Genomic DNA, 12,410 nt, shown 5'->3' on the forward strand with positions numbered 1-12,410 from the left:
TCATCGGACACCCGCGGGCCTGCGGGACCACTCGGTCCACAGTGGCCGATAGCCGGAGCGGTGCCAGAACGGCGTCGACAGCGGGTTCATGGCGTAGTAGTGCAACAAGGTCACCCCGACACCCGCGTCGTCCAGAGCGGCGTGGGCCGTCGCCACGAGCGCGGCCCCGACGCCGTCGCCGCGATGCCCGGCGCCCACCACCAGGCAGCCCACGTAGGCGGCCGGGCCGGACGCCACCGACCCGGCGACCCAGTCCGCCCGGTCCGGCGGGATCACCACGATCAGGCCGGTGACCGCGCCGGCCACCTCCGCCACCCACGTCCAGGGCGAGGTGGGCCAGGCGAGTCTCGCGCCCAGTATCCGGCGTGAGTTCGCCTCGGTCGAGGGTCGTGGCGCCCTGCCGCCGAACTGTCGATTCCACCGCGCCAACTCAAGCTGGAGACCGACCGCCGCGGCCAAGTCGTCATCCCGCAGCGCACGCACGGTCACTCCCTCCGGCACCGGCGGTACCGGGCGCCCGGCGGGTCGAGCGGCTGGTCGAGCGGCCAAGATCAAACCCGGCACCAGCCCGTGGGACAGGAAGGTGGACGTCAACGCCGTGTCGCGGCTGGGCCACGTGATCAGCGCCTCGGAGTCATCCGCGGGTTCGCTCGCCGGGAGGTGCTCCTCCCAGCGATCCAGCAGCGCCGCCATCGCCGCGACGGGATCCGGTCCCGCCGCCCGGGCCTCCAGCACGTGCACTTCGGCGGCCCGCTCATCGGCTTCCGGGGAGTCCGGCTCCAGCCGCCGCACCCGGTAGACCCCTGCCGCCGACGGCACGCTCAGCGCGATTTCCCCCTCCGCCGGCTCCGGCAGGGGCTGTGCCCGCGGCAGCAGTGGGTCGAGGCTCCGCAGTCGTCGGTCGTGCTCGTCCACGCGCGTCACGCCGCCGCCGGGCTCTCCAGGGTGATGCGGCTGTAGTCGTCCTTGCGGATCGCACGGCCGATCGTGCGCACGGGCAGGGTCCACGCGCTCTGGTCGGCGATCAGCTTGGCCAACTGGGCGGACTCCCAGTTGAGCTTCTGGTGGACCAGGCCGACCTCTTCCTCGTCCGCGGTGGTCAAGTACGAGATCGCGGACCACCACACGCGTTCCCGGTAGTGCTTCAGGCCGGTGCTGCTCAGCACGATGTCCAGGCCGCGCAGCGTCTTGCGCAGCAGGGTGATGCCGCCGCCGTAGTCGCGGGTGAGCGTCTCGGCGATCTGCGGGACCGAGCGGACCAGGATGTTGTTGACCTGGTCGTGGTCGAACTTGCGGCGGGGAAGCAGCAGGTGCCCGGCGTCGTCCCCGTGTTGCCTGAGGTTGAGGAACGTGCCGTACGCGAGGTCGTAGTTGATGTGCGCGTTCAGGCCGAGCAGCAGGTCTTGCAGGACCGTGGACGTCCGGTCCTCGGCCATCCGGTGGGCGACCTTCCAGGCGCGCTCGGACTCCGGATCCCGGTCGAACGTGGTCAGCGACCGGAAGTACAGCGACGCGAAGTGGCCGGCCTGCGCCCGGACCCAGTCGGCGTCGAAGAAGATGGGGTTCTTGTAGTCGCCGTACCGGTGGACGGCCGCGTGCACGTTCAGCGTGATGATGTAGTACGCCCGCAGGAACACGGCCCGGTAGTCGTTGCGCTCGTGGAAGTAGCGGAGCGCGACCTGCATGCAGGGGATCGCCTCTTCGATGGTGGCGGGCCGTTGCGCGGCGATGCTGTCGAAGTCGGTCACGGGAACTCCTGAGGAGAATGCGGCACACGTGGCCCAGCGCTCACCGGGTCCGACGTAGAGGATCTGCGGCAACACCTCCAGATACAGCTCGGCGGAAGTTCACCTCGGTCGGACCAACGGCCCGCCTGCGGTTCTCCGGGAGTGCGGCTGCACAGGTTCGACGAGCCCGCCCCGGCACGTCAGCCGCGGCGCGCGGCCCAGACGGTGCGCTCGGTGCGCAGCGCGAGGTCGTCACGGCGCAGGATGCTGTGCGGGCCGCCGGTGTCGAGCAGCCGGTCGAGCGCGAGGAGGTCTGCCGCGGCGAGTTCCGCGGCCACAGCGACGCGGATTCGCTGCAGCACGACCAGGGCGTAGCGGCCGACCGCGGCGTCACGGGACCCGTCGACGTCGACGGTGACGGTGAGTTCGCCCGCGACCGTGAAGCCGGCGGCGCTCAGCATCGGCCCCCAGTCGGCGCCGCGGTGCGGCACGTGCTCGGCGTGGAGGCGGTCGGCCGCGGTGTGGAGGCGGTCTTCCAGGCCGGGCCGGTCGGCGGGGGCGTCCGCGGGCAGGAAGCGGGGCAGGCCGGCGAGCTCGACGACGGCGACCAGGCCGTCGGGCGCGAGCAGGTCGCGGACGGTGCGCAGGGCGTGGTCGGGGTCGGCCAGGTGGTGCAGGGAGGCCGACGCCCACACGAGGTCGGGCGTTCCGAGGTCGGGCCAGGTGGCGTCGTCGAGATCGGCCTGCACGGTCCGGACTCGATCGCCCACACCGCGGGCGTCTGCCTTCTCGCGCAGTCGTCGCAGGTGTCCGGGCGAGGCGTCGACGGCGGTGACGTGCGCCTCGGGGAAGCGATCGAGGAGCGTGAAGGTGCCGGCTCCGGTGCCGGAGGCCAGGTCCACGATCTGGCGCGGGCTGCTCTCCAGGGGCAGCCACTCGGTGACGGCGGCGATGTGCTCGGCGAGGAGGTCCGCGTCCAGGTCGAGGATCTCCTCCTGGTCGCGGTCCGCGTCGCGTTGCTGGTGGCCGTGCTCGTGGTGGCCGCCGTGGGTGTGTGTTTGCGCCATGCCGCCACGCTAAGCCCGCCATGCGCATTACGCACATCGTCTTGCGGATTACGCAAGAGATTGGCCCTGTGCACTGCCGGGCGCGCAAGGGCGACGGGCCGATGCGACTACGGACCGGTGCCTTGCGCCTCGCCGCCGCCGCTCCCGAGCCGATCGTCGGTCTCGCGATGTCCGCGGCGGGCGTCGCGGTCGAAGATGAACAGGATCTCGCAAGGGCGGCCCTCGGCGCCGATGGCGTGCGGCACCATCGTCGGGAACTCGGCGGCCTGGTTGGTCTCGATCCGGAACCGGCGGTGGCCCAGCATCAGGATCGCGGTGCCGGACAGCACGACCAGCCATTCACGGCCCGGGTGGGCGCGCATCCTGGACGGGTTGTCGGGCGGCGGCTCGGTCAGCCGCCGACGCATGACGCTCATCGCCGGGTCGCCCTTCACCGGCCAGCTCAGGCTGTCGGCGCCGTGGGCCATGGGGCTGATGACGACGTCGTCGGCGGCGTTCTCGACGAGCTGGTCGAGGGTGGTGTCCAGGGCGCGGGCCAGCGTGACGAGCTGGTCCAGCGCCAGGCGGCGCTGACCGTTCTCGATGCGGCTCAGCGAGGACTGGCTGAGGTGGGCGCGGGTGGCCAGTTCCTCCAGGGACAGGCCTTGGGCGACCCGCAGGGCGCGGATGCGTTTGCGCACGAGGCCGTCCAACGCGCCTTCTTCTTGCGTCATACGCAACATTGTATGCCCTGCGAGCAACTTGGGCTTACCGTCGAAACCATCCCGCATCCCGGCGTCCGACGCCGCGCTCCCCCATGCCGTTCTGAGAGGAATCCATGAGCACGAACCAGTCCGCACCGGCGGCCACCGCCGTACCGGACGCGCGTCAGCTCCGCGTCATCCTGATTGCCGTCTCCGTCGCGCTGATGGCCGTCATCGCGTCGGTGACCGGGCTGAACGTCGCCCAGACCCACATGGCGGTCGAGTTCGGGGCCTCGCAGAGCACCGTTCTGTGGATCATCAACACCTACACCCTGGCCCTGGCCGCGCTGCTGCTGCCGCTCGGCGCGATCGGCGATCGCCTGGGCCGCAAGCCCGTGTTGATCACCGGCCTGGGTGTTTTCGGCGTCGCGAACGTCGCGGCGGGCCTGGCCCCGACCGCCGAGATCATGATCGGAGCCCGGGTGGTGGGCGGCATCGGCGCCGCGATGATCATGCCGATCACCCTCGCCGTCATCACCTCCACCTTCCCCGAGGAGCAGCGCGGCAAGGCGATCGGTGTGTGGACCGGCGTCGCCGGTGGTGGCGGCGTCCTGGGCATGTTCCTCTCCGCCCTCCTGGTCGACGTCGCCGACTGGCGTTGGCTTTTCGCGCTGCCGGTGGCGCTGGTCGTCGTGGCCCTGGGCATGACGCTGGCGTCGGTGCCCAACTCCCGTGAGCGCTCGGCCCACTCGTTCGACACCGTGGGCGCGCTGGTCTCCACCGCCGCCGTCATCGGCCTCATCTTCGCCCTGCAGGAAGGGCCCGAACGGGGCTGGACCGCACCCGCGACGCTGATCGGCCTCGCCGTCGGCCTGGTCGCCGGCATCGGCTTCGTGGTCTGGGAGCTGCGCCGCCGGGACGCGTCACTGCTGGACGTGCGCCTGTTCCGGGAGCGTGGCCTGGCCGGCGGTTCGATCACGCTGCTGGCGGTCTTCGGCGTGCAGGCGGGCATCGCCGTGGTCCTGTTCCCGTTCTTCCAGGCGGTGCTGGGCTGGTCGGGACTGCTGTCGACGGCGGCCATGATGCCGATGGCCGTCATGATGATGGCGACCTCCGGCCTGGCACCGAGGATGGCCGCCCGCATCGGTTCCCGCCCGACCATGGCCGTGGGCATCGCCTTGGCCGGTGTGGGCCTGGCGCTGATGGCGCTGTTCGTCTCCGCGGAGGGCGGCTACCCGACCATCCTGCCGGGCATGCTGGCGATGGGCATCGGCATGGGCCTGTCCATGACGCCGTCCACGGAGGCCATCACCGCCTCCCTGCCGCGTGCGAAGCAGGGCGTCGCCTCCGCGCTCAACGACATCACCCGCGAGTTCGGCACCGCGCTGGGCATCGCCGTGTTGGGCGCGCTCCTGTCCGCCGGCTACCGCAGCGCGATCGACGACCGGCTGCACGGCGTCCCCCAGGCCGCCGCGGACACCGCCCGCCAAGGCGTCGCCAACGCCGTCGAGGTCTCCGGCGGCACCGGCTCGCACGCGCCGCAGATCGTCCACGCCGCGCAGCAGTCCTTCGTGGACGGCTGGCAGCAGGCCATGTGGGCAGGCGTCGCCGTGATGGGCGTGCTGTTCGTCTACATCGCCTTGCGCGGTCCGAAGAACCCCGTCCCCGTGGCGGTGGACGAGCCCGAGACCGTCGCCGCCGGCTGATCGACCGACCCCCTCCGCTCAGTCCTCGCCGCGAGGCAGCAGCACGATGGCCAGCGCCGGGATCGCGGCGAGGACGAGCCAGGGCACGGCATGCGGAAGGCCCGAGTCGAGCAGGGAGCCGGTCGCCGCGCTGCCGACGAGGACGATCAAGCCGGACACCGAGGACAGCGCGCCGACGTAGAGGCCGAGCCTGCCCTCTGCGGCGAGGTCGGGAACCCACGCGCGGGCGGTCGGGACCACCAGCATCTGGCCGACGGTGAGCAGCACGACGAAGCCCGCCGCCGGCGCGAGTCCGGCGACTCCCGTCCACGCGGTCGGCCGGGCGGCGACGACGACGAAGCCCACGGAGATGAGCAGCAGCCCGATGACCATCGACCTGCGCAGGTCCAGCCGGTTCGCGGCCCAGCGGGTGACCGGCAGTTGGGCGGACACGACGAGCAGGGAGGACAGCGCGAACAGCCACGCCAGGGGCGCCTGCGAGCCCGCCGCACGCGCCACCTCGTCCGGCAACGCGAGGTAGAACTGGTTGTAGGCCAGCAGGTAGGCGCCGTACGCGCCGCACAGGGCGAGGAAGCGGCGGTTGCGCAGCATCGCCCGCACGCCGCCCCGCCCGGACACCCGGGTCCGGCCGGGGATGTGCTGCGGCATCAGCCACGCGTGCCCGGCGAGGACGAGGACGAAGACCGCGGCGCCGGCGAGGCAGACGGTGCGGAAGTCCACGGCGAGCAGCAGCGCGCCCAGGAGCGGGCCCACGAACGCCCCGGCCTGGCCCGCCACCGTGAACAGGGCCAACACCCTGGTCCGCGACCCGGTGCCGGCCTGCTCCCAGGTCACCGCCTGCCGGGCGACCTCGGATTCGACCGCCGGGGAGAACAGCGCGGCGGCGAAGCCGATCAGCAGCACCGCGCCGATGACCGCCGCCGGCCGCTCGGCGAACCCCAGCCAGGCGAACCCGGCGATCCGCAGCGCGCAGCCGGCGAGCACCACCGGCCGGACCCCGTAGCGGTCGACGAGCGCGCCACCCAGCACGAACAGGCCCTGCTGGCTGAAGGTCCGCAGCCCCAGCACCAGCCCGACCAGCCAGCCGACCATGCCGAGGGAGCCGAGGTGTTCGGAGAGGAACGGCAGGACGGCGTAGAAGCCGAGGTTGAACGCGAGTTGCGTCAGGATCAGCAGGCGCAGCAGCGGGGGCAGGGTCTTCCAGATCCGCTCGCGCCGCGGCCCTCGGTTCCGGGAACGCCCCACCGTCCCGGTGATCAGCTCCGTCATGTGATCGTTCTCCGAGGTGTCACAGGCAGGCAGTGTAAATGACAATCGTTACCGGATCCGGATCGGGCGTTCCCTGGCATCTGTGAACCACCGCCGCACGGTGTCGCCTGGGCATTCGAAGGGGTTGAATTCCGGACCTACGCCGCTCGGAGCAAGGAGTGCACATGCGCACAGCAACCGTGGCCGCGGCAGTCGTCGCCCTGGCCGCCGTGACCGCTTCGCCCGCTTCCGCGATCAACACCTACAACGCCGTACCCGCACCGGAGCGCACCGAGGTCGGCGCCCTGGTCGCGACCTGGGACAACGACGACAACCCCGCCACGCCGGACCGCGTCGACTGGGTGTGCAGCGGCACGATGGTGGACACCGACACGTTCCTCACCGCGGCCCACTGCGTCGACGGGTGGCCGTCGAACGTCAAGTTCTACGTCTCGCTGCTCCAGGACGTGCAGTCCGCGCTCGACACGGCGACCGGAACCCCGGCGCAGAAGGCGGCGTCGGTCGGCGTGCAAGGCGCGGCCCACGGCCACCCGGCCTACCCGGGCAACTCCGCCGATTCGCACGACATCGCGGTGGTCGAGCTGCCCGCCAAGCAGGTGGCGGCGCGCTGGAGCTTCAAGCCCGCCACCCTGCCGACCGCGGGCAAGCTCGACGCGATGGGCCCGCGGGCGCTCGACGCCACCGAGTACACCGTCGTCGGCTACGGCACGGAGGAAGCCCAGACCGGCCCCGGCGGCCACACCCACCCGGGCGGCGGCGTGCGGATGAAGGCCCCGCTGGGCTTCAACGCGCTCAACAACACCTGGCTGCGGCTGTCGATGAACGAGTCGCAGGGCAACGGCGGTGCCTGCTACGGCGACTCCGGCGGCCCGAACTTCGCCACGATCGACGGCAAGCGCGTCCTGGTCGCGACCACGATCACCGGGGACGCCCCCTGCTACGCGACCAACGTCGTGTACCGCATGGACACTCCGTCGGCCCGCTCGTTCCTCGCCCCCTACGTCGCCCTCCCGTAACGCGAAGGCACCTCGATCGGCACGGGTGCGGACGGCTCAGCGGTCCAATCGGGCCGCGAGCCCGTCCAGCACGATGTCGAGATGGCGTTCGAACCGCTGGTCGCCGTCGTCGTGGAGGCGCCCGGCTTCCTTGACCAGCGACGCTCCCTCGCCCAGCCAGTCCTCGCGCTGATCGACCGAGTACCGCGCCGGATCGGTCTCGGCGGCCTGGCGTCGTTCCTGCTCTTCGATGACGAAGCCGACGACGAACGCGGTGACCAGGTCGACCGCGTCGTCGGCTTCGGCGGAGGTCAGGCCGGACGCGGCCCAGCGCTCGAACCACGGCTCCTTCATGCGGACGACACCGGGGTCGGTGAGCCTCGTGCCGCTGAACGTGCGGGCCCCGTCGCGGTGGAGCAGGTACTCCGAGCGCAGCACGCGGGCGTAGGCAGCGAGGTCGTCGCGCCAGCCGGCGCCGGGCGGAATCGCCGCGAGGGTTCCGGTGACCCGGCGCATGACCTCGGTGGCCATCTCGTCGAGCAGCTCCTGCTTGTTGCGCACGTGCCAGTACAGGGCGGGTGCGCGAACGTCGAGCCGGGTGGCGAGGGCGCGGACGGTGAGGCCGTCCATGCCCTTGTCGTCGAGGAGCTCGAGCGCCGCCGTCACGATCCGCTCCCGGGTGATGCCCTTGGTCACGAGCGACACCTTAACGCCGTTCACGCACCCCGTGAAGCTGACCCGCGTGACGTCCGCGTACCGCTGTGACCTGCTCGTTGCGGGATCCCGTCAGGAATCCACAGGGACGGCCTCCGACGATGGCGCCGTGACCGCCCGGGCCTCCGGGTGGCCGGAGGGACAACGAGAAGAGGGTCACGATGAGGAAGCTGAACGTCCTGGCACGGAGGCTGGTGCTGCTGTTCTTACCGGTAGTCGCCGCGATTTCGCTGGCCGCTCCCGTGAACGCCGCGTCGAGCACTCCGGCGGTGCGAGCGGACGGCGCGGTTTCGGCAGCGGACGCCGGTTCTCCCGTCGCGCCGCTGCAGCTCAGGAGCTACATCAGCAACGAGAACGCCAGCGGGCTCGGCGTGTCGAGGGACTACGTCGACAGCCTGTACCAGGCGATCCTGCCGGGCCACCGACGCACGGACGGCGACCCGCACTACTGGACCCGGGCCGTGTCCTTCTACGTCGGGCCCGGGTACTGCGCCGACGCCTGGGCCTTCGAGGGGTTGTGGCTGTTCACGCGCACGTGGCGGGGCCCGGTGAAGGTGTTCACCCCTCAGACCATCGCGGGTGAATCCGTGGCGAGGTGGGCGATCCGGAACATCCGGACCTGCTGACACCCCGCTAGGAAGCATGCGGGCGGTCTCCCCCGGCAGCGCCTGGGGAGACCGTCGGCGCGACGGGCGATCCGGATGCGCGGAGGGCGGCGGCGATCCACTTGTCGCTCGGCCCGGTCGTGAGCCACTCGTCCGGCGGGGTGTCGTTGATGGTGGCCATCAGGGACAGGTAGGTGCCGAGCAGGCCGGTGACCTCCGAGACGAACCGCTCGGCGACCTGGCTGCCGACCGCGTCCGGATCGGGGTGGGTCATGGACCGGCGCAGGTCGACGAGTGCTTGCTCGTCCAGCGGCGCGCCGACGGTGCCGGCGATGAGGTCGGCGTACGAGGCGAAGAGCCGTTCGGCGATCTCCCGCGCCCGCGGTGACTCCGGTGACAGCCCCGACCGCTCGGCTTCCCGTGCCTCCAGTTCGAGCTGCCGGCGCTTCTCCGCGTGCGCCATCATGTCCGGTGTGGTCAGGTCGACGGACCTGGGCGAGGCGAAGCTCGCGTGGAAGAACTGGCGCACCGCGTCGCGGAACGCGGCGTCCCGCACGAGGTCGGCCAGCTGGATCCACGCCTGGAGCTGCTCGGTGGTGGGGTCCTCCGGCACTTGGGGCCGCATCCGGTGCAGGTGTTCGACGTAGGCCGGGTGGACGGCGAGGCCGTCGGTGACCTCGCTCCAGAACTCGTCCAGGAGCTGGTTGCGGCTGTCGTCGGACATCGACACGAGGCTGTGCATGAGCGCTACCCGTTCGGTGGTGGTGGCCTGGTTGACGATGGTGCGCAGCACGGCACGCCGCGCCCGCAGGTCGCGCAGGTGCCGCTCGACCACGCGCAGGTGGGTCTCGGCCAGCTCGTGCAGGCTGGTCTCCTCGGCCAGCAGCCCGCGGATGTCGTCCAGGCCCGCGCCCAGGTCGCGCAGGGTCCGGACGAGTTCCAGCCGCGCGATGGTCTCGACGTCGTAGAGCCGGTGCCCGCCGTCGGTCTGCTTGGCGGGCGCGATGACCCCGGCGTCGGCGTAGAACCTGATGGCACTCACGCTCAACCCGGTGCGGCGCGCCGCGTCCCCGATGGGGTACAGGTGGTTGTCGTTCACGAAGTCGACTATGGAACCTCAAGCCGCTTGCGTTTCAACCCACGGTCAGGTGACCTGGATCACTGCCCTGCGTCCACGGGCGAGAGGATCTCCGCCACGGGGTGTTCCGGGTCGTACGCGGCCCAGCCCGGGTCCCCGGTGCCGGCGAACGCGACCCAGGCGGTGTGCACCCGGGCCGCCAGGCCGTCCGGGACGGGGTCGGGGCCGAGCAGGCCGGTGTCACCGTGCAGCCAGGGCTGGTCGGCGATGTCGAAGACGAAGGGCAGCTCGACGGTGTGGGTGGCGCCGAGTCGTCCGCCCAGTGCCGTCGAGCGGTACCCGAACGAGTAGACGTGCGTGCGGCCGCCGGAGATCCGCGCGTGGGCTTGCGCCAGGCGGGCCGTGCCGGCTCCGAACAGGGCGTCCCCGAGCACCGCGGAGCGCAGTTCGCCCGGTGTCGCGGTCGACCGTGCCGCTCGGTGCGCGGCGATCTTGGGCTCCGGGTCCGCGTACACCGTGGCGGCGGTGGCGAGCACGTCCGCCATCGTGGAGGACTCCAGGTCGCCCCGCGGCACGAGGTAGAGGTGCCCCTCTTCGGTGTTGGCGCCGATCAGCAGGTCGACGTCGCGGGCCGGGCCGTCGGCGAGACCGTCGGCGGGCTGGACCGGGAGGACCAGGCTGAACGGGCTGAGGCCGGCCAGCGGGTCCGTGGCGGCGCCGGTGCGCAGGTCGAGGCCGGCCAGTGCGGGCAGGATCTCCAGGAAGCGCTCGTCCGGGATCGCGGCGAACGCTTCGGCGGTCGGTTCGACCCCGAGCGCGGCGGCCGCCGCGGCGGTGACCCGTTGCGCCTGTTCCGGGGTGAAGGCGCCGGTGCCGCTGCCGCTCTGGACGATCGCCCGCCGGAACAGGCCCTTGGCCTCCGGTGTCGCGAGCAGCGCTCCGACGAGCGTGCCGCCCGCGGACTGGCCGAAGACCGTGACGTTGTCCGGGTCGCCGCCGAACGCCGCGATCGCGGCGCGCACCCAGCCGAGCGCGGCGAACACGTCGAGCAGCCCGCGGTTGGCCGGTGCGCCCTCCAGGTCGAGGAAACCGGGGACGCCGAGCCGGTAGTTCACGGTCACGAGGACGATGCCGTCACGGGCGAACGCGCTGCCGTCGTAGAGCGCGGCACGGGTCGAGCCGGTGACGAATCCGCCGCCGTGCACGAACACCATGACGGGTCGCCTGCCGCTGTCGGCGGCCGGCGTGCGGACGTCGACGGTCAGGTACTCCTCGCCCCGGACCCAGCCCGGTCCGAAGTAGGGGGTCATGTCGAGCCGGCCGAAGTCGCGGACCGGTTGGGGAGCCGTGGGTGACGGTTGCGTGCCGTCGCGGACGCCGGACCAGCCCGGGTGCGGCGCGGGCGGGGTGAAGCGGAGGGCGCCGGTCGGTGCTGCCGCGTACGGGATGGCGCGGTAGAACTCGCCGGACTCGTCACGGGTGCCGCGCACGGCGCCCGCCGGGGTTTCGACGATCGGGTCTGCGTGCTGGGTCATGGGAAACGCTGCCTTTCCGGGAGTGTCAGGAGATGCGGGAGAACGCCGCCCACTCCTTGAGCGCGAACTTCGACCCGTTCCGCTCGACCTCCACCGCGCCCTGGCCGGCGAAGTGAGCGGGGAAGACGAGCGCGTTGTGCTCGGCGGCGTGGCCGAGCAGCTTGTGCCGGGTGGCCCGGGACTCGGCCGGGTCCTCGCAGAAGCAGGAGTTGGTCTCCGGTTCCACGATCTGCAGCGCGGTGTGCACGAGGTCCCCGACGAACAGGGCCCGGTCGCCGCCGGATTCCAGGGCGAGCACGGACGAGCCGGGGGTGTGCCCCGGTGCGAGGTCGAGCCGCAGGTTCCGGTCGATCCGGTACGACCCGTCCCACAGCTCGGTCAGGCCCGCTTCGTGGACCGGCGCGACGCTGTCCTCGAAGACGTTCTGGTTCCCGCGGCCCAGCACGGACTCGTGCTCGTTGGCCGGGTCCCAGAACTCGAAGTCCCGCCGTGTCATCAGGTACGTGGCGTTCGGGAAGGTCGGCACCCAGGTGCGGCCGTCGAGCCGGGTGTTCCAGCCGACGTGGTCGATGTGCAGGTGCGTGTTGACCACGACGTCGACGTCCTCGGGCCGCACACCGGCGGCGGCGAGGTTGTCGAGGTAGTCGGTGTCCTGGCGGCTCCACACCGGCGCGTAGGGCCGGTCCTTGTGGTTGCCCACGCCGGTGTCGACGAGGATCGTGCGCCCCTCGCTGCGCAGCAGCCAGGACTGGATCGCGGAGTGGCACTCGTCCGTGTCCGGGTTCCAGAAGTCGGGCGCCAGCCAGCCGCGGTGCTCGTCCCACGAGCCGTCCGGGCTGCCGGGGAAGAACTGGCCCGGCGTCATCCCGACCGAGCCGTAGAACTCCTTGACCCGGGTGACGGTGACGTCGCCCAGGGTGATCTGGTCCGGGTTCTCATCCATTGTGGTCCGTCCTCGGTTCGGGGCAGGTTGCCGAGACCGAGCCTGGCCAGACGGACGCGCACGAACCACTCCCGCCTTGTCCTACCCC

At 71.8% G+C, this 12,410-nt stretch carries 12 protein-coding genes; 3 read left to right on the plus strand and 9 right to left on the minus strand.

What is annotated here, in order from left to right:
* From ADK67_RS32060 to ADK67_RS32075, 4 genes are all read right to left on the minus strand, one after another.
* Nucleotides 1-915 (minus strand): GNAT family N-acetyltransferase, encoded by a 915-nt coding sequence (locus ADK67_RS32060; protein ID WP_157620974.1) that lies wholly within the window; start codon nt 913-915, stop codon nt 1-3.
* 5 nt (nt 916-920) lie between these two features.
* A complete protein-coding gene (locus ADK67_RS32065; RefSeq protein ID WP_053720296.1) occupies nt 921-1,748 on the minus strand; it encodes a DUF5995 family protein in 828 nt (275 codons plus the stop codon).
* A 179-nt stretch (nt 1,749-1,927) separates the two neighbouring features.
* Nucleotides 1,928-2,794, minus strand: a complete 867-nt coding sequence (locus ADK67_RS32070) for a class I SAM-dependent methyltransferase (RefSeq protein WP_053720297.1) — start codon at nt 2,792-2,794, stop codon at nt 1,928-1,930.
* Between the two features lie 107 nt (nt 2,795-2,901).
* Nucleotides 2,902-3,507, minus strand: a complete 606-nt coding sequence (locus ADK67_RS32075; protein WP_053720298.1) for a helix-turn-helix domain-containing protein — start codon at nt 3,505-3,507, stop codon at nt 2,902-2,904.
* A 104-nt stretch (nt 3,508-3,611) separates the two neighbouring features.
* Between ADK67_RS32075 and ADK67_RS32080 the strand changes: the two genes are divergently transcribed.
* Nucleotides 3,612-5,183: an MFS transporter gene (locus ADK67_RS32080; RefSeq protein ID WP_053720299.1), complete on the plus strand. Its 1,572-nt coding sequence runs from the start codon at nt 3,612-3,614 to the stop codon at nt 5,181-5,183.
* A gap of 18 nt (nt 5,184-5,201) precedes the next feature.
* Here the strand turns inward: ADK67_RS32080 and ADK67_RS32085 are convergent, their stop codons facing one another.
* On the minus strand, nt 5,202-6,452 hold the full coding sequence (locus ADK67_RS32085; protein WP_053720300.1) for an MDR family MFS transporter: 1,251 nt from the start codon (nt 6,450-6,452) through the stop codon (nt 5,202-5,204).
* A gap of 164 nt (nt 6,453-6,616) precedes the next feature.
* Here ADK67_RS32085 and ADK67_RS32090 point away from each other — a divergent pair, with 164 nt between their 5' ends.
* Nucleotides 6,617-7,468 (plus strand): trypsin-like serine protease, encoded by an 852-nt coding sequence (locus tag ADK67_RS32090; protein WP_053720301.1) that lies wholly within the window; start codon nt 6,617-6,619, stop codon nt 7,466-7,468.
* A 36-nt stretch (nt 7,469-7,504) separates the two neighbouring features.
* On the opposite strand, the gene ADK67_RS32095 is transcribed toward ADK67_RS32090, so the two are convergent.
* Complete coding sequence (locus tag ADK67_RS32095) at nt 7,505-8,143, minus strand: TetR/AcrR family transcriptional regulator C-terminal domain-containing protein (protein WP_053720344.1); 639 nt, start codon at nt 8,141-8,143, stop codon at nt 7,505-7,507.
* A 179-nt stretch (nt 8,144-8,322) separates the two neighbouring features.
* Between ADK67_RS32095 and ADK67_RS32100 the strand changes: the two genes are divergently transcribed.
* A complete protein-coding gene (locus ADK67_RS32100) occupies nt 8,323-8,787 on the plus strand; it encodes a hypothetical protein (RefSeq protein ID WP_053720302.1) in 465 nt (154 codons plus the stop codon).
* Between the two features lie 7 nt (nt 8,788-8,794).
* On the opposite strand, the gene ADK67_RS32105 is transcribed toward ADK67_RS32100, so the two are convergent.
* Genes ADK67_RS32105 through ADK67_RS32115 form a run of 3 tightly spaced genes read right to left on the minus strand, consistent with a single transcriptional unit; the run spans nt 8,795 to nt 12,322 of the window.
* Nucleotides 8,795-9,865, minus strand: a complete 1,071-nt coding sequence (locus tag ADK67_RS32105; protein WP_053720303.1) for a helix-turn-helix domain-containing protein — start codon at nt 9,863-9,865, stop codon at nt 8,795-8,797.
* A 59-nt stretch (nt 9,866-9,924) separates the two neighbouring features.
* On the minus strand, nt 9,925-11,379 hold the full coding sequence (locus ADK67_RS32110; protein ID WP_053720304.1) for a carboxylesterase/lipase family protein: 1,455 nt from the start codon (nt 11,377-11,379) through the stop codon (nt 9,925-9,927).
* Between the two features lie 25 nt (nt 11,380-11,404).
* Nucleotides 11,405-12,322, minus strand: a complete 918-nt coding sequence (locus ADK67_RS32115) for an MBL fold metallo-hydrolase (RefSeq protein WP_053720305.1) — start codon at nt 12,320-12,322, stop codon at nt 11,405-11,407.
* Nucleotides 12,323-12,410: the final 88 nt, after the last annotated feature.

The organism is Saccharothrix sp. NRRL B-16348, from assembly GCF_001280085.1.
Lineage (GTDB): Bacteria > Actinomycetota > Actinomycetes > Mycobacteriales > Pseudonocardiaceae > Actinosynnema.